We start from the raw sequence: 22,415 nt of genomic DNA, 5'->3' as shown, positions 1-22,415 counted from the left end.
CTGATTAAAAATTTGTATTCTGCATTCTCTCGAGTTTCATAACGTGCTAGAAAACAACAGAAGTTGTTTGTATATTTTGTTGATACCTAAAGGAAACTCCTATTCACCAAAAGGTGTGCAAAAGTAATTCTTTTTTATTTATCTGCAAAATATTTGTCCAGAGATAATGGATTGATTTTTAGGAGCAAGACATTTTGGGGTTTTTATGACCTCTGCTCCCGCTTTTCGTTGCAATCTTGCCATTGCGAGCTTGCGCGGCAATCTCACCATAACAAGGATTTTCACTTCACTCGGGGCTAATTATGACTTTTAGTATTCTAAAACAAAATCTTCGCTTCATATTCGAAGAAATAATATTATTTTGTACTATTTTTTTTATTATTTTTGATAAAAATAACCTATTCCAAAAAATGCAAAAAACTATCCTATTTCTGTTCCTTATTGCCTCACACCTATGTAGCGCACAAAGCAAAAACGAATTCCAATTGAAGATACAATACAATCCCGAAACAAGTTACAACCAAACAATGGATCAAACGAGTCATATAGAAATGAAATATTCGGGTGATCCAGAAATCATGCAAAAAATAAAAGGCAAAGGAATTCAAAACCCTACCGTCAATGACAGTCATTCTATAGTTGAATCCGTTTATAAAACCGGGAAATTGTCTGCCAAAAAGGATTTTCCACTAACTATCGAGTTTCTCAAAACAACCAATAGTGACAACAAAATAACAATTCCAAATGGAACAATTATCTACGGAAAAGGAACCGTTGGAAATATGCCTACGTTGGATTCCATCGTTTCAAACGGTCTAAGTGAAGAATTTAAAAAAAATATTCTGCAAACTATGCAAGCTACTTTTGCCCAAATAAATATTCCGGAAAGGAAAGTTAAAGTTGGGGAAGTTTTTGCTTTAGACACTCCACTTTCCATTCCAATGGCCGGCGTACAATTAGACATGACAATTACCACTACCTATAAATTACTAAACATCAAAAATAACATAGCCGATTTTGACATCTCGCAAGTGTACACGATGAAAAGTAGCACGACTAAATTTCCAATGAATGCTGCAGGAACTGGTAAAGGAAAATTACTTTACGATGTCATCAATAATTTCAACCTTAAATACCAAATGGACATGGAAATGTCGGCAAATGTAAAAAATGAAAAAATTGAATTGGATATTATATCAAAAAGCGGAATCATCCAAACAGCAAGAATTTCAAAAACTTGATAACCCTGCTGTACGAAGTCGAGACTTCATACCCACTACATTATGCAACTACAACTCTCATAGTTTTGAACAACAGACTAAACGAAACATAAATTGACTTGTTAATCAAATAGTAATAAATATGGAAAATAAAAAAGGAATAAACTGGTTTTTTGCCTTTATCGCATTTACTTTAGGTTTGACATTATTCAAACACATAGATTTTAAAAATTTCACGTTGAAAGAGCCTGCTTTGGATATTCTTTATTTAATTGTATTTGTATTATCTATTTACTTTTTAATAAAAGGTAAAAACCAGCCTGAAAAATAAAACCCCAGCCGTCGCGAGCATAAGGCAACACAGCGCTAGTGCGAGCTTCAAGCTCGTACCCACAAAGTTGAGCAAACCAATTACATACTTATAAAGTTGCAGTTTTTCGTTTTAAGAATATTTATAGTTACAAAAAAATGACCAATGAGCCGAAAATATAAATTTCACGAAAAAGGCGGCGCTTATTTTATAAGTTTTGCAACAGTCAATTGGATAGATATATTTACAAGAGATCTATATTTTTCAATAATGACCGAATCATTAGACCATTGCAGAAAAAACAAGGGTATGGAAATTTATGGTTATTGTATTATGCCAAGTCACGTGCATTTAATTTTTAGGTCGGCTTTAGGCGACCCATCAGGATTGATGAGGGATTTAAAAGGTTTTACATCCAGAAAGATAATGAAAACAATTCAAGACAACCCACAAGAAAGTCGGCGCGAATGGCTGCTGTGGATGTTTGAAAGAGCAGGAAAGAAAAACAGCAATGTCAAGGAAAAACAGTTTTGGCAACAAAACAATCAGCCAATAGAGATTTGGAGTTTAAAAGTGTTTGAGCAAAAACTAAATTACATTCATAATAACCCTGTCGAATCGGGTTTTGTAACCGACCCTACAGATTGGAAATACAGCAGCGCAAGGAATTATGGCAATAATGACCAAACAATTTTAGAAATAGATTTGAATTGATTGTGATAATGGGTACGAGCTTGAAGCTCGCACTAGCTCAAGAAAAAAAGTGGATTTAAATATTAAAAATAACAAGCAAAATGACTGAATTTAAAGAATTTGAAAACGATAATTATGAACTGAAAAAGACTGAAGTTTTAAGAAAAAATGGTGCAGGAATTATAGATGCCATTTTAGTACTTGTTATTCAAACTACTCTTTTTCATTATTTTCCCAAACTATCGAATCTAATAGAATTCCCAAACCAGTTGAGTTTTATGTTTTTTTATGTTTTTGTGATATTCATTATGTATAGATTCCTGACCATTTTTGCTTTTGGAAAAACAATTGGAATGGCAATTTTGAATATGCAATTTGCAAAACGAAATGAAACAAAACTTTCTTTCAAGGAAAAGACTCTTTCCGTAGTGATGATTTATACCAATACCGTGGATTGCTATCATCTTGAATAAAGCCAAACCAATTATACATCTTCTGCTTTAATCCTGGCGAATGTCCAGTTCGTTTATTTGGTCTTTGTATTCTGAAGGAAACAACAAGCTTTTGACCAACCAATCCAGGTGCATCAGCCTGCTAATTTTATACATCGGAACTAGGGGCGTAAGCAGGGTAAAATCATTAAAATGCAACAATTCTTTTACTCTGTTGGGAACCATTACTTTTTGGCTTTCAATCAGCATCCTATACCGCAAGGCACCAAGGTGTTTTTTATATTGTTTAAAAAGATCCGCAGTATAGTCACTCTTGCGCAAGTTTTCCATTAAATGCGCTTCCCTCACCGGCAACCATTCGACGTAAGTAAGTGGCAAAGCCGTCAATCCCATTCTTGCGCCAACACGATAAAAAACATTGTAAACTTCTTCCTTTTCTTCATCGCTTAATTTTTCTTCCAGCAACTCGTATGACGCAATGGAATAATGAATAAGCATAAACAGCACGTCACGATAAGCCCAGTCCGGTATGGCGGCTCCGCGGTTTTGTTCCACCGCTGAATGTATTTGCCGCATGACGTCAATGGCTCCATAAGCTTCATCCCTTGACGAGAAAACAATCCTTCTGGCATACCTGACCGTGGAGAACAGCCTGCCCAAAGGATCCGAAGGCAACTTGCCCGTAAAATAAAGCCAATCCACGGCTTTGTTGAGGGCAAATTCAGCAGAGGCTCCCGCAAAAATAAAAAGTACGGTGTCGCTCTTTCCCCATATTTTCCTGACAATCGATTTATTTTCAACAAAGAATTGCATAACGTCCTATTTTGTTGTGCTAAATTACAAATATTTTTTTATATACAAAGTACTTTGTATTTCAAAGTTTATTGCATTTGTAAAATAAAATCAAAAAATGGACAATTTAAAATTGAGGACACTAATAAATTCTTGGTTGGTTTAAAAAAAATTAATTCTCTAAATTATCATGACAGAACGAAACAATTTAAGAACAGATTCAATTCATTCGGCTTCTTTGGAGGTACGAATGTTGCAAGGCTCAGGAATTGCATTAATCCTGATTGCAGTTTTTCTGCTGCGATCCGGAGAACCCAATCCAGAATGGGGAAAGTTCTGGATGGTTAAACCCCTAATCATGGTTCCGTTGGCCGGTGCAACGGGTGGCGTATTTTTCTACTATTTGGATAATCTACGTTACAAGGGCGGCTGGAGAAAAGTTGTGGCCAATCTATTGAGCCTTGTTATTTACATCATCGGACTTTGGATGGGTACTGTTTTGGGTTTGAACGGCACGATGTGGAATTGAAAATCTGAATCGAAATTTCAGGACAAGACAATTGTCCACAAAAAAACCTCCTTTAAATCATCTTTTAAGGAGGTTTTGCTTTGTATGAAAGTTTCTTAATGTGTTACTTTCGCCACTTCTTCTGGATTATGTTTGTGTTTGAACAAAACGGCAAAAGCAATCGCGATTACCAAGGCATAACCCGCAAAACTCAACCAGATACCGTGCCAATCCCTTGCGCCGTCGTGGGTAAAAAACGCATCAATAACCTGACCGCTTATGATTCCACCAAAGAAAGCGCCAAAACCATTGGACATCATCATGAACAATCCTTGCGCACTGGAACGAATCTTGGAATCGGTAGAAGTTTCGATAAACAACGAACCCGAAATATTGAAGAAATCAAACGCCATTCCGTAAACAATGCAAGACATAATAATTAAAGCCGTTCCTCCAAAAGAAGGATCGCCATAAGCAAAGAATCCAAAACGCAAGACCCAAGCCAACATCGAAATCAACATCACTTGTTTAATGCCAAATCGCTTCAAGAAAAAGGGAATCGCCAATATAAATGCTGTCTCAGAAAATTGTGAAATCGACATAATCAAGGTGGATTTTTGTACCACAAAACTATCCGCATATTCTGGAATTTTTCCAAATTCAGAAAGGAACACATCACCATACATATTGGTTAATTGCAGGGCAGCACCCAAAAACATCGAGAAAATAAAGAAAACAGCCATTTTGTAGGTACCAAATAATTTAAAGGCATTCAAACCTAATTTTTGGGTTAATGAAGCGTCTTTTTCTATTAGTTTTTGCGGTGGACATTCCGGCAGCGTGAAAGAATAAATTCCCAGTATGAAAGCTGAAACGGCAGATATGTAAAACATGTTGCCAGAAGCTTTGTTTCCAGATAAATTAGTAAGCCACATTGCGGCAATAAAACCAACAGTTCCCCAAACCCTGATGGGCGGAAAAACCTTGACAACATCATAATCATTATTCTTCAAAATCGTGTAAGCCACCGAATTGGACAAGGAAATAGTGGGCATGTAACAAAGCATCGCTCCAAAAATCACCCAGTAAAAGGTTGCAGGATTATCCACTTGCGGAATGTAACACAGCGCCAAACCTCCCAGAATATGAAGAGTTCCATACAACTTTTGGGCGCTAACCCATCGATCGGCCATAATTCCTATCAATGCCGGCATTATGATGGAAGAAAGTCCCAAGGTCGAAAATATGGCACCAAATTCGGCTCCACTCCATTGCTTGGTTCCAAACCAATAATTTCCAACGGTAATCAGCCAAGCTCCCCAAACAAAAAACTGGAGAAAGCTCATCAGCGTTAGACGATTCTTAATATTCATGATAGTGTAGGTTTAATTTAACAGTATTTTATCCTGTGCGTAAATCTACCATTAAATTCAGATATTCAAATTAAATAAATAAAAAAAAATCCACCAAATAAAAAAAAACCATCCCGTTTTACGGGATGGTTTTCCTAACTAATTAACAACTTAAAAAACTCTATATTTTTTTTAAATTAGTTGATTAAGTCTTTAAAGTAGATTGTGGGGCAAAATCTTTAAATTTCTTAATTTTTTTTAATTTAACAGGTTAAGTTTAAAGTAGATTGTGGGGCAAACTCTTTTAAATCTTTTAAAGCAATATTATTTAAACTAAATCAAAATATAATGAAAGTAATTGTGGGGGCAATTCTTTAAAAACACTTATTAATTTAATCAATATTGCTTTAATTCCTTGTGTCAAATATAGAACTATCATCGATTAAAAAGCAAATAAAATCGATAAAATACACAAATTAAATTATTAAATATAAATTATCCTACAAATTAAATAAATCGCACAACAATCAAACCCTTGAATAAGTCAACTAAATAACCAGAAATCTTTTTATGGAGAAAGTCGGTCTATTTTCCAGGAATAATCTTCCTGTAAATGATAGCGAATTCGGTCGTGCAGTCTATTGGGTCTTCCTTGCCAAAATTCAACTTCTACCGGACGAATTAAATAACCGCCCCAAAATTGGGGTCTTGGGATTTCTTTTCCTTCAAAATCTTTTTCCAAGTGTTTCAATCCTTCTTCCAGAACTTCTCTCGAAAGAATAACCTCGCTTTGATTCGAAACAATGGCACCCAACTTGCTGCCAGTTGGCCTGGACTCAAAATAACCGTCGGAAATGTTCTCCGAGGTTTTCTCTGCAATTCCCTTGATGATGACTTGGCGTTCGAGCGAATGCCAAAAAAAAGACAGACAAACATTGGGATTATGATCAATGGCCCTACCCTTTTCGGAATTGTAATTGGTGTAAAAAATAAATCCTTCATACGTGAATTGCTTCAAAAGCACCACTCTCGATTTCGGAAAACCATCCAATCCAATGGTGGAAACCGTCATGGCATTCACTTCATCCACACCACCAAAATCCTCGACTTCGTGAAACCATTTGTTGAATAAATTGATGGGGTCTTCTGGAATGTTGGTTTCCAAAAGTTCTCTTTTTTCATACGCCTTTCTATAATTCCCTATGTCTTTCATTATTATCTTTCTTTAATGCAAAAATAAGCAAACTTATCATCATAAAAGAATAAACTGCGAATGTTGAAAACATTGATTCTTATTTAAACCATTAAGATCATTGAAAATAGTGCTTAAGTTTTAATGTAAAAAATCATTTAATAAAATCAAAACTCGAATGATTTGCCGTCTTCGGCCAAAAGGATGTTTGGAAAAATGGTTTCGGCTTGTTCCTTGAAAAGTTCAATACTGTCGTATCGGGTGGAATAATGTCCCAGGACCAATTGTTGAACATTGGCTTTCAGGGCAATTCTTGCCGCTTCTTTTGCCGTGGAATGCATTGTCTTTTCTGCCAAAGCTTCCTCTGATTCCAAAAAGGTGGATTCGTGATACAAAACATCAACTTCTTTTATAATGGGAATAATGTTTTCATTATACACCGTGTCGGAACAAAAAGCATAACTCATTGGCGGAACGGGGTCAAATGTCAATTTATGGTTTTCAACAAGACGACCGTCGTCCAGCGTGATGTCTTTTCCGTTCTTGATATTTTGGTAATAACACTTTTCGATTTCGTAGCTTTGAACGGCATCCAAGTTCAATTTTCGTTCCCTGATTTTCTCTTGAAACAAAAAACCATTGGTGTAAACCCTGTGATTCAAAGGAATCGTTTTCACGATTACCTTGTCGTCTTCAAAAACAACTTCACTTTCTTTCGATTCCAATTCGTGGAAAAACAAACCATATTTTGTCCAAGAATTAGACAATCGCAATTGCAGATTAATGATTTCCTTGATTCCTTTTGGACCATAAATATGCAAGTCGGTAGTTCTGTTGAGCAAGGCAAAAGTAGAAATCAATCCAATCAGGCCAAAAAAGTGGTCTCCATGCAAATGCGAAATAAAAACATGGTTGATTTTAGAAAACTTGATTTTGTTTTTTCGCAATTGTACCTGCGTTCCTTCGCCGCAATCAATTAGAAACAATCGATTCCTGATTTCTAAAACCTGTGAAGTGGGATTGGTAAAAGTGCGTGGCGTGGCTGCATAACAACCAAGGATGGTTAAATTCAAAGTTTATTCGGTTAATCGGTTATTTGGTTAATCGTTAAGGTTACATTCGATTAAACAGTTAAACGAATAAACAAAATAAACAATTAACCCATTTTAAAAACCCAAATCTCGTTCTATTTCCTCCATTTCAATAATATCGTGGGCTTCTTGCAAGGATCGAACAACTGCCAATTTGTGTGAAACAGCATTAAAGTCAAGCTCCGAAGTTACTATGATAAATGATTTTTTGGATTTTTTGTGTGTTTTGGAAAGCGGCAAAAAACTGTCAATTTCTGCTATGGAAAGGACTTTATGCGGTCTAATATCAACAATGATGTTGTGTTTTTGGAACGTTTTATACTCGTGGGTCAATTTCAAACGAAATGAAACCAAATCACCCTGCGTATCTTTTATGGTAACAGTATGTCCTTTTTGCTCTACTTTCATCATGTTTAAAATTAGGTTATCGCTAATTTACAAAGAATATTCTAATTACGACAAAGTATCTGTTGCAAAATTTAATGAATTTTTGAAGCCAATAAATAAATCACCGCCATTCGAATCGCAACTCCGTTTTCCACTTGGTTCAAAATCACCGATTGTTTCGAATCGGCTACATCCGAGGTAATTTCCACTCCACGATTGATTGGCCCCGGGTGCATAATTACTATCTCCTTGTTCAACGAATCCAGCAAGGTTTTATCCAGTCCGTATTGTTGGGCATATTCCCGTGTGGAAGGGAAAAAATTCACGTCCATTCGTTCGTTTTGGACACGAAGCATATTGGCTACGTCACACCATTCCAATGCTTTGCGTAAATCAGGTTCCACTTTCACTCCAAGTGATTCAATGTATCTTGGAATAAGTGTTTTTGGACCGCAAACTTTAACTTCGGCACCTTGCATTTGCAAAGCATATATATTCGAAAGTGCTACTCGAGAATGCAAAATATCTCCCACGATGACCACTTTTTTACCGGCAACATCACCCAATTTTTCACGAATGGAATAACTGTCCAGTAAAGCTTGTGTTGGGTGTTCGTGTGCACCATCACCGGCATTTACGATACTTGCCTTCACGTTTTGGGACAAGAAGTGAGCCGCACCGGGACTGGAATGTCGCATGACCACCATATCGACTTTCATCGAAAGGATGTTGTTTACGGTATCAATCAGGGTTTCTCCTTTTTTAACGGATGATTGCGCTGCCGAAAAACTTATCACGTCGGCCGACAAACGTTTTTGGGCTAATTCAAAGGAAAGTTTGGTTCGGGTACTGTTTTCGAAAAAGATGTTGGCAATGGTAATATCCCTAAGTGAAGGCACTTTTTTTATGGGACGATTGATAACTTCTTTAAAATGATCGGCGGTTTCAAAAATAAGGTCAATATCTTTCTTGTTGATATATTTTATTCCCAATAAATGATTTACACTTAACTCGCTCATTTTACTCTTATTTATTAATTAAATAAACGGCATCTTCCCCGTCTTGTTCTATCCAACACACTTGCACTTTTTCGTCGTTTATGGCATCCACCTGACGACCGCGATAATCGGGTTGAATAGGCAAATGACGGCTAAAACGACGGTCAATAAGCACCAATAATTCAATTTCCGATGGTCTTCCAAAGGATTGAATGGCAGTCAATGCCGACCGAATGCTTCGACCGGTATATAAAACATCGTCTATAAAAACGACTTTCTTGTTTTCTACGATAAAATCTATCTGTGTTTTGTTGGCCTCCAATGGTTTGTTGGTTCTGCGGAAATCGTCCCTGAAGAAAGTGATGTCCAAATACCCCAAGGCAATTTTTGAAATGGCATATTCTTTTTCCAACAAATCTTTTAATCGCTCCGCCAAGAAAGTACCACGCGGCTGGATACCGACTAAAATGGTATCCGAAAAATCAAGATGTTTTTCGATTAACTGACAGGCCAAACGATGCAGAATGATATTGACTTCTTTTGAAGTGAGCAATACTTTTTGACTCATAATGAAGTGTTGTTTGGGATGTAAAGATATACTATTTTTTGAAATTTTTAATTTGCTTTTTCCATAAAAATTTTCAAAAAAAATCCCGCTACATCGCAGCGGGAAATCTTATATCCAATTGTAATTCTTGTGTTTTAAGAATACATTTTTGTTCTTAATTCCTGAACAGCTTCGTTGTCAAGATATTCATCAAAAGTCATGTAACGGTCAATGGCTCCTTTTGGAGTCAACTCCACTACCCTGTTTCCAACGGTTTGGGCAAACTCGTGATCGTGCGTGGTGAAAATCACGGAACCTTTATAGTTTTTCAACGAATTGTTGAAAGCCGTAATCGACTCCAAATCCAAGTGGTTTGTTGGTTCGTCCAACATCAAGACATTGGCTCTTTCCATCATCATTCGAGACAACATACAACGCACTTTTTCCCCTCCTGACAACACGTTACAAGTTTTCAAGGCTTCCTCTCCAGAGAAAATCATTTTCCCCAAGAAACTACGAATGTTTACCTCGTCACGCTCTTCCTCTGTTTTTACCCATTGACGCAACCAGTCCACCAAAGAATAATCATTCTCGAAAAAGGAATGGTTATCTCCCGGCAAATACGCTTGATTGGTCGTAACTCCCCAATCATAAGTTCCTGAATCAGCGGTTTGATTTCCATTCAAGATTTCATAGAATGCCGTTGTGGCACGAGAATCTTTGGAGAAAAGCACGATTTTGTCGCCTTTGGCCATATTCAAGTCAACACCTTTAAACAAAAGCTCTCCATCGATGGAAGCGCTTAAATCTTGAACGTTCAAGATTTGGTCTCCAGCCTCACGCTCTTGGTCAAAAATAATCGCAGGATAACGACGGCTTGACGGTTTAATCTCGGAAATATTCAACTTGGAAATCATCTTTTTACGAGAAGTGGCTTGCTTTGATTTAGCGACATTCGCAGAAAAACGACGGATGAATTCTTCTAATTCTTGTTTCTTTTCTTCGGCTTTCTTGTTTTGTTGTGCACGTTGTTTGGCCGCTAATTGACTGGATTCATACCAGAAAGTATAGTTTCCTGAATAATGGTTGATTTTGCCAAAATCAATATCGGAAATATGGGTACAAACGGCATCCAAAAAGTGACGGTCGTGAGAAACCACGATTACCGTATTTTCATAATTGGCCAAGAAATTTTCCAACCAAGCAATGGTTTCAAAATCCAAGTCATTGGTAGGCTCATCCATGATCAATAAATCTGGATTTCCAAAAAGGGCTTGTGCCAAAAGCACTCGTACTTTTATTTTCCCTTCCAAATCAGCCATTAAAGTATAGTGATTGTCTTCGGTAATACCTAAATTGGATAGCATTGAAGCTGCATCAGAATCGGCATTCCAACCGTTCATTTCTTCAAATTGAACTTGCAACTCCCCTATTCTATCTGCGTTTTCATCGGTGTAATCCAAATACAGGGCATCCATTTCGGTTTTTACTTTATACAAAACCTTGTTTCCCATCATCACGGTTTCAAGAACCGTATGTTCGTCGAACATATTGTGGTTTTGGTTTAAAACCGACATCCGTTTTCCCGGCTCCAAATGAATATTTCCCGAAGTAGGATCCATTTCGCCAGCAATTATTTTAAGAAAAGTGGATTTTCCAGCACCGTTGGCTCCAATAACTCCGTAAATATTACCGTTTGTAAAGACTGTATTTACTTCGTCAAACAAAATTCTTTTGCCAAACTGAACTGATAAATTATTGATTGATAACATAAATTGTTTTATAAAATTTTGTGCAAAAGTACAAAAAAATAATAGATTTCTTAACCAAAATAAATCACTTCAATCTAGCCTTAACGGCTTAAACATAAAATTAAAAAACCCGGCAAAAACTGCCGGGTTCTATTCATTATTTCCTTTTAAACCTAAACAAACTAAAAGAATAAAGGAAATAACACCACTCTAAACAAAACTATTAATCAAACTTGTTTTTAACCTAAACTTATTTTATGCTTGAATCAATTTTTTCAAGCTCTTATAGACTGCCAACTCCACATCGGCGTGATTTTTTGAATTGCATTGTTCCAACAAATCTTTTAGAACCGTTGGATTCACGGATTGTTTTTTGTCAATCATTAATAACAATTGTTCCGACAAATCAGCCAAACTTTTTGACAATGGCAAAAGCGGTTGAACCAATGGAGCATTGGTACTCAATTCCATCAAGTTTGAATTGACGTTGATCCATTTTTTCAAAAAATCAGTTACCAAAACCTGATTTTCAATACTCTTGTTTTTTAAATACTGATTTACGGCAGCGTCAAAATCCAATGCATCAATGGCATCTGGTGTACAGACATCGGCAAAAAGTGTCAAAGGCGAATACGTTTTGTATTCGGTTCCGTCTATATTTCTGGAATAGATTTTTAGTGGTTCACAAATATTGGAGAAATCCTCCAAAGCCTCACTTTTCTGATTGTTGCTTATGTTTCGAAACAGAACCGCTTTATTCCTGATGTGGGTAATTCCCAATTCTTCCAATCGGAACGAAACAGTTTTCATTCTTTTACGCAAACTGCTTAAATCCGTGACATTTTCATTCGACCATAATCTTTCGGCAATGGCGGCCGTTCTGGGCCAAATTCTGGAATCAATCGTCATTGGCGATGCCAATTCGCTCCACATCGTGGCTTCTCCCCCCAGAATTCGTGCTTTCTCTTCGACAGAAAGCGTGGTGTTTTTTGGCATTGGATCATTCAAATAGTGACTTTCGACTCCTTGCATCAAATCTACATAATAGCCATTGGATAAAACTGTTTTATAGCCATTCTTCACAGCATTGACAAGTGAACTACCTGTTGCAACGCCCTCGTTTGTCCCTTTCCAGGAATGGATTATGGCGTCTTTGGACATGTTTTTCGTCATTATTTCTTCCCACCCCATTAATTCCTTGTTGTGTTTTTTAAGCATTGGAATCAACTGCATCGTAAAATAAGTCTGCAACTCGTGATTGTTGGCCAACTTGTTTTTCTTTTTGAATTCCTGAATTTTAGGATTGGAATCCCAGTCTTTTCCTTCGTTTTCATCGCCACCAATATGAAAATACTTGCCTGAAAACAACGGACAAACCTCATCGAAAATCTCGCTCAACAATTGATAGGTTTTCGGATTGGAAGGATCTAATGTTGGGGTGAAAATCCCGGAATTTCTTTCCAAAGCATACGATTGTACTTGCGTAAACTGCTGCTCTTTTTCACCCGAATTCACGTTCAACATGACCACTTTGCTCCCAATTTCTGGATAAGCGGCAAGTATTGCCGAGCCGTGACCCGGAACATCTATTTCTGGAACAACCTGAATCCCTCTTTGATCGGCGTATTTTACGATGTTTTTGATTTCTTCCTGGGTATAAAAATTCCCATCCGAAGCCAATTCCGTCAGTTTGGGATGTTTCTTCATTTCGATTCTCCAACCTTGATCATCAACCAAATGCCAATGAAAAACATTCATTTTCATGGCTGCCATCGCATCCAAATTTCTCTTGATGACATCCACGGGCTGAAAATGTCGGGCAGCATCAATCATCAAACCTCTCCAACTAAATCTTGGAAAATCTTCGATAACGGCTGCTGGAAAATAATAGGAAGTACTGTTGTTTTGCAACATCTGCAACAAAGTTTCCAAGGCATGCAGCGCCCCCAAATCGGAAGTGGCATTTATCATTATTTTACCGGAAATGATTTCAAGACGGTAACTTTCGTCTTCATGCAATCCTATTTTTCCGTTTTGGACGCAATTGATTTGCAATTCGGCATTGGGAAATTCATTCAAACCTGTTATAAATCCTTGATTAAAAAACAAGCCTGTTCTTCCGTCCAATTTTCGAAGAAACTGGGTTGCCCCATTAAAAATACGAGAATTGGGATTGCCTGTAATGTTGACTTTAAAACCTTTGCCTATGACAAAAGTTCCTTGAGTCAAGTTTATGCTTTGTGGCCAAGGCATAAGATTTAATTGATCCGTTTTCACTTGGGCATTCGCCAGAAAACTTGAAATTAATAAGATGAAAATGTATTTCATGTCGTGTTGGATAGTTATCTTTTGGATTGTAAATTTTGCGTTTTAATACTGAAATCGCTTGAAGGCTTCGATGGCTTCGTATTCGGCAAGTCCCAAATCATCGTACAATTTTGCGGTATGCTTGTTGCGATCTTCGGCTCTAACCCAGAATTCCCTGGAATCATTTCCTTGGAACATAACCCTGTCTTTTTGGGATTGGTGAAACAAAATGGCATGTCTTTTAAGCGTTACCTCATCTGGACTTAATGGAACGGCCATGTCAATTTCGTGAACATCCCATTCATGCCAAGCACCTCTGTACAACCACAACCAACAATCAGCCATATAAGGTTCTGATTTCAAACTTTTCAATGCTGCAAAAATGGAGTTTAGACAAACTTCATGCGTTCCGTGTGGATCGGCCAAATCGCCAGCTGCAAAAATTTGATGTGGTTTAATTTTGGCAATAATATCAGCAACAAGGTTAATATCCTCGGTGCCAATTGGGTTTTTCTTGATTTGCCCCGTTTCGTAAAAAGGCATATCCAAGAAATGGGTATTTTCGTCTTTCAATCCAATGTATCGAACGGCAGCGTGGGATTCACGTCGTCTAATCAATCCTTTCAACTTTCGAACTTCCAAGGAATCAATTTGGTTCTCCGATTTGTTTTTCAAGAAATTGATAATGGACAAGAAATCAACTTTGCATTCATCATCCGCCACGTAATCGTTGCAAACTTCGGCAAACTTTAAGGCTTCGTCATCTGTAACGGCAATGTTTCCAGAGGTTTGATAGACCACGTGCACCTCATGTCCTTGTTTTATCAATTTTGAAAAAGTTCCTCCCATAGAAATCACGTCATCATCTGGGTGCGGACTGAAAAGTATGACTCTTTTTTTGGCTGGATTGGCTCTTTCGGGTCTGTTGCTGTCGTCAGTGTTTGGTTTTCCTCCCGGCCATCCCGTGATCGTGTGTTGTAAAACATTGAACATATTGATATTCAAATCATAAGAAGATCTATCGCCTGCAGCAAGTAAATCGGACATTCCATTATTGTTGTAATCCCTGTCGGTCAGTTTTAATATGGACTGATTGGTTTGTTGGCATAACCAAACAATCGCCTTGCTTTTTAATTCCTGTGTCCAAATGCATTCTCCAACCAACCAAGGCGTTTTAAATCGCGTCAACTCTGAAGCTGCTGCTTGGTCTAAAACGAAGGTGGCATTGCCGTGATTTTGTAAAAATGTGGCAGGAACTTCGGAAGTAATATCGTCTTGAATGGTTCTTTTGATGACATCGGCCTTGTTTTGACCCCAAGCCATCAACACGATTCTTTTGGAACGAAGAATGGTGGAAACTCCCATCGTTATGGCTCTTTTGGGAACGTTGTCGATTCCGTTGAAATCAGACGAGGCATCCACTCTGGTGATGTGATCCAAAGTAATGATTCGGGTTCCTGAATTGATGTGGGAACCTGGCTCGTTGAAACCTACGTGACCCGTTCGGCCAATACCCAACAATTGGAAATCAAGTCCACCGGCATTTTTGATGTTCATTTCATAATCAATGCAATATTGATTCAAATCTTCAAAAGCTACGGAACCATCAGGAATGTGTATGTTTTCAGGTTTAATGTCGACATGATTGAAAAGATGCTGGTGCATGAAATGGAAATAGCTCTGGTTATTTTCCTTTGTCATTGGATAATATTCGTCCAAATTGAAAGTAACCACGTTCTTGAAACTAAGACCTTCTTCCTTGTGCATTCGCACCAATTCTTCATACACTTTTATTGGAGAAGAACCGGTAGCCAATCCAAGCACGCAAGATTTGTTTTTCTCTTGCTTGGATTTGATCAATTGAGCTATTTCCTGCGCTACAATTATGGAAGCTTCACTGGAATTATTAAAAATTTCGTTATGAATTTTTTCAAATCGGGTTTCTTCAAATTGCCCAGCTGTCTTGAAGCTAATATCCTTGACTATGGTTTTAATGGTTCTCATGTTGTGTTTGTTTATTTATTATATTTTTTTATTTCCAGACAGGCTTTGACAACCTGTCCGGAATAAAATTCAATGATTATTCTTAATTCTGGATGATTTCCACGTCTTTGTCCCACCAAAGCCTGGTTCCTCCATTGTCTGGGCCTCCCAATAAAGGAAGTGCCGATGCCACGCCTTGAGGATTTCCTGCTTTCTCGGAATCAACAAAATTCACCCTGCGAATTCCCAAGGCAGAATCGATGGTTCCGGCACTGGCGTTTACAAGCACAGGGAACAATTTTGGAAAACCGGTTCTTCTGTATTCAGACCAAGCTTCTTGTCCTTCCGGGAAGTTGGCAATCCATTTTTGGGTAATGATTTGTTGCAGTTGCACTTTTTTGGTGGCGGCAGCATCATATTTCACGGGAACCAAATTCACCGCAGTACCATTGTTGCCGGCAGCTACTGGATCAACATAATTTTTAGGCAAACTGGTCGAAGTTAAATAAGTCGCCACTCCTGAAATTCCGTGTTGTTCGAATGAAGCTGTAACGCCTTCTTCGTATAAACTTTGGGCAGTACCTGTTCCCATGTTCCAACCTCTCAATTTTCCTTCGGCTCTCAAGAAATAGATTTCGGCAGTGCTCATCCAAACTGTCGCTTTGATATTTACGGAAGAAAAATCTTGACGATCTGATTTGTTGGCAATTTGAATCCCGGTGCGAATCCCTTTGTATTCTCCAGGAAATTGTTTGGAAGTCAAGAAAAATGCTGATAATCTAGGGTCATTGTAACCTCCCATAATTGATTCCATGTCGGCCGACATTTTGATGTCTCCCCAACCTTGGCTAATATCAGAAATAGGATTGCTGTAGTTTTTAGGTTGAAGCGTAAAAGTATCCGCTTTGGTTGACAAAACTCCAAATTCCTGGGCTACGGCCAATTCCGCTTGTTTTTTGGCTTCCGCAGGATTTACTTTCACGATACGCATCGCTAATCTTAGTCGCAAAGAGTTGGCATATTTTACCCATTTAGAATAATCTCCTCCATAAGAAGAAACGTCCGAGGAAGCAAACAATGAAGTTTTGTTTCCTGTGATATTGGCTTTTGCAATGGGTGTCAAACCAGTGATGGCTTTATCCAATTCAGTGAACATTTGTGTGTAAACCTGCTCTTGGGAATCATAAGGAAAAACCGTCGTGTTTGGCGTTCCAAAGGAAGAATAAACACAAGGCCCATAAATATCGGCAATTCTATGCATGGCTTGAACTTTGATAATCAAAGATACATAATAAAATTCATCGTATTTACCTTCGGCTTGTTGTTTTACTTTCAAGGCATTGGACATCACGCCTCTATAAGCCGATTCCCAAGCTTGGTTGTTCCAACCATTGTTCAATTTGTACTGTGGATTGTTTCCATTGGCAAAACCGGTTGGCGTGGCCATATAACCTGACCAAATGTCTCCTTGCAAGTTTTGAAAGATTTGGTACGGCCAAGCAGTAAGCAAAATCACATTGCTGAACATTGGAGAAAATGGTGCCTTGATCGTATTGTAATCTTGTTCCAATTGTGAATTGGTGGCTCCTTGCGGATTGGTGTTTATACTCTCAAAATCTGATGTACAACTTACTGCTGAAAGCAAAGTGATACAGATAGCGGTTGTTTTTATTTTATTTAATATCATGATTTTTTTATTAGAAAGTTACATTTAAATTAAGACCCACACTTTTGGTTGACGGCATTCCATACACGTCAACACCTTGTAAACCTTCGCCTGAACTCAAAGCAATATTGGGATCGAAAGGAGCATCTTTGTAAATAAAGAACAAGTTTCTTGCGATTAACGACAAGCTGGCCGATTCCAGGAATGGTAATTTTTTGGTGCTGAAATTATAACCCAATGAAATCTCTCTCACGCTTATGTTTGTCGCATCATACACATATTCTCCAGTGGCTTTGTTTCTGCCTCCAACATTGTTGTAGTATTGAAAAGCATCCATTGAGGTAACGGGAGTCACACCGTCAGCTGCAACAGCGTCAATGTTTACCACGCCACCATTGTTTCTGGCATCGCCCGTAGCTTTCGACACTCCATTGTAATCGTTGATGGCTTCGGTCAAACTCATTACTTCTCCGCCAAATCTTCCGTCAAGAAGCACATTCAAATTGAAAGCTCCGTATTTGAAAGTATTCGAGAAACCCAACATGAAATCAGGGTTGGCATTTCCCACTTCTTCCCAATCGGTCAATTGTACATTTCCTGTACCGTCCAATAAAATCTTGCCTTGGGCATTTCTCAAAATATTCTTGCCTTCGATGATACCAAAAGGTCTACCTTCATTCAATACATAACGGTAGTTGTTGGAACCCGATGGAGTCAAGACGATTTGTCCTCCCAATTCGGTTGGAATTCCTGTAACCTTGTTTTTGTTTTGAGAGTAGTTTAAAGTGGCATCCCAAGAAAATTTGTCTTTCTCGATGATTTTTCCATTCAAGATAATTTCCATCCCTTTGTTTTGAACGCTTCCACCATTGTAGGCATAATTCACGTATCCATTTGGATCTGTGGATGGAGCGGCAACGGTAATCAATTGGTTGTCGGTTGTGGAATCATAATAAGTAAATTCAAATCCAAGCCTGTTTTTGAACATTCTCCATTCTGTACCAAATTCCCAAGCGGTTTGCATTTCTGGTTTCAATGAAGAACCCGGTCTTGGGCCCACTGATGGCGGAACAAGAATACCTCCAACAATTGTTGACGAAGGCGTGGTCAAATAAGAAGGAACATCGTTACCTACTTGAGCCCAAGAAGCACGCACTTTTCCAAAGCTGATCCATTCCGGCATTTTAGTCATTTCGCTGATAATTCCAGATATTCCCACAGATGGATAGAAATAAGAGTTGGTATCAGTGTTTACCAATGTCGATGACCAATCATTTCTACCGGTCACGTCAAGATACAAATAGTTTTTATACCCCAAAGTAGCTGTTGCAAAAATGGATTGAATTTCTTTGTTTCCGAAGGTAACTTGTTGATTTTCAGAGTTATTCGCAAAATTACCTAAAGTAAACCAGTTGGCATATACCAAACCTCCACTTCCTCTACCCGAGTTTAATATAGTGGAACCATTGGCAGTTTTGGCAAAACTGGTTCCTAGAATGGCATTGAAACTTAAATCCTCATTGAATGTTGTATTGAATTTCGCCAACAAATCGCCGTAATTTTGAGTGCCTACCGTATTTACGTTGATATAAGTTCCGTTGATATGGGAAAGTGAAGTCGCTGAAGTGGCATATATTTCTTTTTCGAAAATAGACTCCAAACGATCGTAACTGTATCGTGCAGACAAATCCAACCATTCGTTCACTTTGTAATCCAAGCTAAGTCTTCCCTTGAAAAAACGGTCTTCATTTGTCGAAGCATTTCTTTTGATCAACCAATATGGGTTTTGGGAATCCTCATTTGGAGTGGTAATCCAATTTTGGGCCATCAAGTTTCTGGATGGATCGAAAACCTCAAAATTATTTTTGTAATATTCCAAAGAATTTCCGCCTCTTGGCATCGAATAAACAGCCGTTATCGGGTTGAAATAGAAACCATTTACAGGTCTGTTATTGATTTTTTGGTTCACATAATTGGCATTGACAGTAACCACCAATTTGTTGTCTAAAAATGTGTTGACTTGATTAATTCCAAAATTATTTTTGTTCAATTTATTGCCTTCAATAATTCCCGAAGCAGTTGTGTTGGCATAAGAAACTGTCGTAAAAGAAGTATCGGTTCCAGCAGTGTATCCCAAAGAGGTAATTTGTGTGGAACCTGTATTGAAGAAATCTTCCACTTCATTTTTAAAATTTCCTTTGGCGTAAGTTCCATCAGGATTTTTACCCCAAGTTGTCGAAGCGCCGGCAACTGAAGAAGCCACGTATTGATTTTGAAATTTTGGCAAATAAGCCGCTTGTTCAAAAGTGGTAACCGAGGAAACTTTCAAGTTGGCTTTTTGTGATTTCGCTTTTTTGGAAGTCAACAAAATAACGCCGCTAGCTCCTAAACTTCCATACAATGCAGAAGCAGAAGCTCCTTTGAGAACTGTCATTCCTTCGTAATCGTCTGGATTCAAAAGAGAAATAACATCTCCTCCATCTGTATTTCCTCCTGCCAAACTACCAAAAGTTTCATTGGGTTGGGTGGTGCTGGTTCCCATCAAAGGCACACCGTCTATAACATAAAGCGGTTGATTGTTAGTAAGAGACGAATTTCCTCGAATCACAACTTTGGTCGATCCACCGGCACCCGAAGCACTTTTGGTCACGGCCACACCGGCAATTTTTCCAGCTACCGTGTTCATCAAGTTGGCATCTTTTACTCGAACTAATTCTTCTGCTTTTAACTCTTGGACAGAAGACGTTACGGCTTTTTTAGATTTTTTGATACCCAATGAAGTAACAACAACTTCGGTAAGTGCGGTTGAAGAACCTTCTTTCAATTGTATTTTGATAACACTTTCGTCACCAACAACCACTTTTTGGGTTTCCAAGCCAACGAAAGAGATAACCAATGTTTTCCCTTTTTCTGCTTGAATCGAAAAATTACCATCCATGTCGGTGGTAACTCCTATTGTTTCGCCTTGTACATTGATGTTGGCCATTGGCAATGGCAATCCATTGGCGTCGCTCACGGAACCTTTGACGGTTTTTACTTGTGCAAAGGCAAATTGCGAAGTAAAAATAATCATAAAGATCAAAATAATTTGTTTCATGTTTATATGTTTTTTTGGTTAGTTATGGTGTAAATTTATCAGGAAGGAGTTTCCCAAAAAAATAAATTATACCAACTGTATTAGAATTTAAACCAACGACAGTTTTTAATCAACAATCCGTTTCACGAAAACGTTTTCTAGTTTTTGATTCTGATTCTATATCTAATATTTTTGAAATTAAATTCAACAAATAGTGTTTTTTACTGACAAAATGATTAAAGTTGCAAAAGTTTTAATCCTGTATTTTAGCATTCCACTAATAGTTGTTTTCACCAGATGAGTAAATTCAATGAAATAAAATTCGACATCAAGCTTCAAAATCATCTTTGGTTTTGGGGATTGTATTTTTCGTTAAACTTTCTGCGTTGGGGTGCTTATTTTAACGACTACGAATATTCTTTTAAATCGAATATTATTGAATTTTCACTTCACATTCCCTTGGTGTATTTCAATTTGTTTGTCTTGGTGCCAAGATATGTATTGAAGAAAAAATATTATCAATATACATTGGCTTTACTGTTGAGTTTAATAGTGGTCTATCTGCTGAAAACAGGAATGACCTATTTTCTCGTCTCCGAAGACATTTGGCCGGAAGCCAATAGAGAATACAAACCATTTGAAATCAATCACATTGTGGCGGTTTGCATTGGCGAATTGTATGTACTTGCCATGGCGTCTTCCGTTTATTTGACGCTGACTTGGTTAAAAGAAAGAGATAGAAACCGGGCTTTGAGGGAAGAACAATTCAAAATCAAGCTGAAATACCTGAAAAACCAAATCCAGCCCCATTTTTTCTTCAATACCCTGAATAATTTGTATGCCCTGTCATTGGAATCTTCCGACAAAGTTCCCGACGTGATTATCAAACTTTCCAAATTGATGGAATATGTGCTGTATGATGTCGAGGGAACCAAATTTGTCCCTTTAATCAAAGAGATTGACTATATCCAAAATTATATAGAAATTGAAAAATTGCGCTTCGAAAACGTGGAAGTGAACATCAATATAGAATCGAATATTGATGATGTCAAAGTTCCTCCTCTATTGTTCATTTCACTGCTGGAAAATGCCTTTAAACACGGTGGCTATAACAACAACAAGCTTAAAATAAAGATAAATTGCAAAATTGTTGAAGGTTTTCTGCATTTTGAAATACTGAATAATTTTGTACTTTCACAAAATTTTACTACCCAAAAAGGCATTGGATTGACCAATACCAAAAAGCGGCTGAAATTAATTTTCAAAAACAACTATGTTTTAGAACATAAAGTCAAATTCAATTATTACATCATCCTTTTAAAAATACCACTAAGCAATGAAGATTAAATGTGTTTTAGTTGATGATGAACCTTTGGCCATAAAGGTTTTACAAAATTATTTTGTGAATTTTCCTGATTTTGAAATTATCGGAACATTCAACAATTCATTGGAAGCCCTTGATTTTGTAAACAATAATGCTGTTGACGCCATGTTTTTGGACATCAATATGCCCATGATGACTGGTTTCGAATTGATTAGTTTGCTTGAAAACAAACCCAAAGTTGTCATTACCACAGCCTTTAGGGAATTTGCCGCCGAAAGTTATGATTTGGAAGTCTTGGATTATCTGGTAAAACCAATTCCACTGCCTCGTTTTATTAAATGCATCAACAAAATTACCACCGAATTCAATTTAAAAAACAACATCAAAACCGAAGCTGTTAGGACAGATTCCCACATTTTCATCAAGGTGGACAAGAAAATGATGAAAATCAATATCGATGAAATTCTTTTTATCGAAGGAATGAAAGAATACATCAAGGTAGTCACACTCGACAAAACCTATATCACGCACAAATCATTGACTTCCCAGTCGGAAGAATTGCCTGCCGACCGATTTATGCGAATCCACAAATCCTACACCATTGCCTTGGACAAAGTAAAATCCATTGAAGGAAACAGAGTCCAGATTCATACTTACACCATTCCCATTGGTCGCAACTTCAGCAAAGACGTGAAAGTTAAAATTCTGGAATAAATCATTTTTCATCAATTTTAAACTTTATAAATTGTCGTTTGTTGAAACAATA

Annotated in this window: 19 protein-coding genes; 7 read left to right on the top strand and 12 right to left on the bottom strand. The window is 37.6% G+C overall.

The window, feature by feature from the left end:
* Positions 1–410 precede the first annotated feature (410 nt).
* The 4 genes from BUC16_RS15655 (at position 411) to BUC16_RS15640 (ending at position 2,696) form a co-directional block, all read left to right on the top strand.
* On the top strand, positions 411–1,241 hold the full coding sequence (locus tag BUC16_RS15655) for a hypothetical protein (RefSeq protein WP_141226184.1): 831 nt from the start codon (positions 411–413) through the stop codon (positions 1,239–1,241).
* Positions 1,242–1,362: 121 nt separating this feature from the next.
* Positions 1,363–1,551 carry a hypothetical protein gene (locus BUC16_RS15650; RefSeq protein WP_073371744.1) on the top strand — a complete coding sequence of 63 codons (189 nt, stop codon included), beginning with the start codon at positions 1,363–1,365 and terminating at the stop codon, positions 1,549–1,551.
* Between the two features lie 144 nt (positions 1,552–1,695).
* The gene (locus BUC16_RS15645) at positions 1,696–2,244 is read left to right on the top strand and encodes an REP-associated tyrosine transposase (protein WP_073371743.1); all 549 of its coding nucleotides are present in this window, start codon (positions 1,696–1,698) and stop codon (positions 2,242–2,244) included.
* A gap of 80 nt (positions 2,245–2,324) precedes the next feature.
* On the top strand, positions 2,325–2,696 hold the full coding sequence (locus tag BUC16_RS15640; protein WP_073371742.1) for an RDD family protein: 372 nt from the start codon (positions 2,325–2,327) through the stop codon (positions 2,694–2,696).
* 27 nt (positions 2,697–2,723) lie between these two features.
* On the opposite strand, the gene BUC16_RS15635 is transcribed toward BUC16_RS15640, so the two are convergent.
* A complete protein-coding gene (locus BUC16_RS15635; RefSeq protein ID WP_073371741.1) occupies positions 2,724–3,488 on the bottom strand; it encodes an oxygenase MpaB family protein in 765 nt (254 codons plus the stop codon).
* 169 nt (positions 3,489–3,657) lie between these two features.
* Here BUC16_RS15635 and BUC16_RS15630 point away from each other — a divergent pair, with 169 nt between their 5' ends.
* Entirely contained in the window at positions 3,658–3,996 is a 339-nt protein-coding gene (locus tag BUC16_RS15630; RefSeq protein ID WP_073371740.1) for a potassium transporter KefB, read from the top strand.
* 95 nt (positions 3,997–4,091) lie between these two features.
* On the opposite strand, the gene BUC16_RS15625 is transcribed toward BUC16_RS15630, so the two are convergent.
* From BUC16_RS15625 to BUC16_RS15570, 11 genes are all read right to left on the bottom strand, one after another.
* A complete protein-coding gene (locus BUC16_RS15625) occupies positions 4,092–5,348 on the bottom strand; it encodes a nucleoside permease (protein WP_073371739.1) in 1,257 nt (418 codons plus the stop codon).
* Positions 5,349–5,895: 547 nt separating this feature from the next.
* Positions 5,896–6,540 (bottom strand): pyridoxamine 5'-phosphate oxidase, encoded by a 645-nt coding sequence (pdxH, locus tag BUC16_RS15620; RefSeq protein ID WP_073371738.1) that lies wholly within the window; start codon positions 6,538–6,540, stop codon positions 5,896–5,898.
* A gap of 146 nt (positions 6,541–6,686) precedes the next feature.
* Complete coding sequence (locus BUC16_RS15615; protein ID WP_073371737.1) at positions 6,687–7,592, bottom strand: ribonuclease Z; 906 nt, start codon at positions 7,590–7,592, stop codon at positions 6,687–6,689.
* A 93-nt stretch (positions 7,593–7,685) separates the two neighbouring features.
* Complete coding sequence (locus tag BUC16_RS15610) at positions 7,686–8,018, bottom strand: ribonuclease Z (RefSeq protein WP_073371768.1); 333 nt, start codon at positions 8,016–8,018, stop codon at positions 7,686–7,688.
* Positions 8,019–8,089: 71 nt separating this feature from the next.
* Positions 8,090–9,016, bottom strand: a complete 927-nt coding sequence (locus BUC16_RS15605) for an aspartate carbamoyltransferase catalytic subunit (RefSeq protein ID WP_073371736.1) — start codon at positions 9,014–9,016, stop codon at positions 8,090–8,092.
* Between the two features lie 7 nt (positions 9,017–9,023).
* A complete protein-coding gene (pyrR, locus tag BUC16_RS15600) occupies positions 9,024–9,563 on the bottom strand; it encodes a bifunctional pyr operon transcriptional regulator/uracil phosphoribosyltransferase PyrR (RefSeq protein ID WP_073371735.1) in 540 nt (179 codons plus the stop codon).
* Between the two features lie 134 nt (positions 9,564–9,697).
* Positions 9,698–11,314 (bottom strand): ABC-F family ATP-binding cassette domain-containing protein, encoded by a 1,617-nt coding sequence (locus BUC16_RS15595; protein ID WP_073371734.1) that lies wholly within the window; start codon positions 11,312–11,314, stop codon positions 9,698–9,700.
* 234 nt (positions 11,315–11,548) lie between these two features.
* Positions 11,549–13,621, bottom strand: a complete 2,073-nt coding sequence (locus tag BUC16_RS15585) for a beta-N-acetylhexosaminidase (protein WP_073371732.1) — start codon at positions 13,619–13,621, stop codon at positions 11,549–11,551.
* A 42-nt stretch (positions 13,622–13,663) separates the two neighbouring features.
* Positions 13,664–15,604, bottom strand: coding sequence for a glucosamine-6-phosphate deaminase (nagB, locus tag BUC16_RS15580; protein ID WP_073371731.1), 1,941 nt, complete (start codon positions 15,602–15,604; stop codon positions 13,664–13,666).
* 82 nt (positions 15,605–15,686) lie between these two features.
* Positions 15,687–17,270, bottom strand: coding sequence for a RagB/SusD family nutrient uptake outer membrane protein (locus BUC16_RS15575; RefSeq protein WP_073371730.1), 1,584 nt, complete (start codon positions 17,268–17,270; stop codon positions 15,687–15,689).
* Between the two features lie 10 nt (positions 17,271–17,280).
* Positions 17,281–20,346, bottom strand: a complete 3,066-nt coding sequence (locus BUC16_RS15570; protein WP_073371729.1) for a SusC/RagA family TonB-linked outer membrane protein — start codon at positions 20,344–20,346, stop codon at positions 17,281–17,283.
* A 276-nt stretch (positions 20,347–20,622) separates the two neighbouring features.
* Here BUC16_RS15570 and BUC16_RS15565 point away from each other — a divergent pair, with 276 nt between their 5' ends.
* Together BUC16_RS15565 and BUC16_RS15560 are read left to right on the top strand one after the other, a co-directional pair.
* Positions 20,623–21,672, top strand: coding sequence for a sensor histidine kinase (locus BUC16_RS15565; RefSeq protein ID WP_073371728.1), 1,050 nt, complete (start codon positions 20,623–20,625; stop codon positions 21,670–21,672).
* Positions 21,662–22,363, top strand: coding sequence for a LytR/AlgR family response regulator transcription factor (locus BUC16_RS15560; RefSeq protein WP_073371727.1), 702 nt, complete (start codon positions 21,662–21,664; stop codon positions 22,361–22,363). The genes BUC16_RS15565 and BUC16_RS15560 overlap by 11 nt, the downstream gene beginning before the upstream one ends.
* Positions 22,364–22,415 lie beyond the last annotated feature (52 nt).

Origin of the sequence: Flavobacterium fluvii (assembly GCF_900129545.1) — a bacterium.
GTDB classification, from domain to species: domain Bacteria; phylum Bacteroidota; class Bacteroidia; order Flavobacteriales; family Flavobacteriaceae; genus Flavobacterium; species Flavobacterium fluvii.
This window is presented reverse-complemented; position numbering and strand designations above follow the sequence as displayed.

Coding starts and splice junctions, on each gene's coding strand:
- BUC16_RS15645 (WP_073371743.1), top strand. CDS start 1,696: ATGAGCCGAAAATATAAATTTCACGAAAAAGGCGGCGCTTATTTTATA.
- BUC16_RS15605 (WP_073371736.1), bottom strand. CDS start 9,016: ATGAGCGAGTTAAGTGTAAATCATTTATTGGGAATAAAATATATCAAC.
- BUC16_RS15595 (WP_073371734.1), bottom strand. CDS start 11,314: ATGTTATCAATCAATAATTTATCAGTTCAGTTTGGCAAAAGAATTTTG.
- pyrR (WP_073371735.1), bottom strand. CDS start 9,563: ATGAGTCAAAAAGTATTGCTCACTTCAAAAGAAGTCAATATCATTCTG.
- BUC16_RS15560 (WP_073371727.1), top strand. CDS start 21,662: ATGAAGATTAAATGTGTTTTAGTTGATGATGAACCTTTGGCCATAAAG.
- BUC16_RS15640 (WP_073371742.1), top strand. CDS start 2,325: ATGACTGAATTTAAAGAATTTGAAAACGATAATTATGAACTGAAAAAG.
- BUC16_RS15655 (WP_141226184.1), top strand. CDS start 411: ATGCAAAAAACTATCCTATTTCTGTTCCTTATTGCCTCACACCTATGT.
- BUC16_RS15585 (WP_073371732.1), bottom strand. CDS start 13,621: ATGAAATACATTTTCATCTTATTAATTTCAAGTTTTCTGGCGAATGCC.
- BUC16_RS15570 (WP_073371729.1), bottom strand. CDS start 20,346: ATGAAACAAATTATTTTGATCTTTATGATTATTTTTACTTCGCAATTT.
- BUC16_RS15565 (WP_073371728.1), top strand. CDS start 20,623: ATGAGTAAATTCAATGAAATAAAATTCGACATCAAGCTTCAAAATCAT.
- BUC16_RS15575 (WP_073371730.1), bottom strand. CDS start 17,270: ATGATATTAAATAAAATAAAAACAACCGCTATCTGTATCACTTTGCTT.
- BUC16_RS15650 (WP_073371744.1), top strand. CDS start 1,363: ATGGAAAATAAAAAAGGAATAAACTGGTTTTTTGCCTTTATCGCATTT.
- BUC16_RS15610 (WP_073371768.1), bottom strand. CDS start 8,018: ATGAAAGTAGAGCAAAAAGGACATACTGTTACCATAAAAGATACGCAG.
- BUC16_RS15635 (WP_073371741.1), bottom strand. CDS start 3,488: ATGCAATTCTTTGTTGAAAATAAATCGATTGTCAGGAAAATATGGGGA.
- nagB (WP_073371731.1), bottom strand. CDS start 15,604: ATGAGAACCATTAAAACCATAGTCAAGGATATTAGCTTCAAGACAGCT.
- BUC16_RS15630 (WP_073371740.1), top strand. CDS start 3,658: ATGACAGAACGAAACAATTTAAGAACAGATTCAATTCATTCGGCTTCT.
- BUC16_RS15625 (WP_073371739.1), bottom strand. CDS start 5,348: ATGAATATTAAGAATCGTCTAACGCTGATGAGCTTTCTCCAGTTTTTT.
- pdxH (WP_073371738.1), bottom strand. CDS start 6,540: ATGAAAGACATAGGGAATTATAGAAAGGCGTATGAAAAAAGAGAACTT.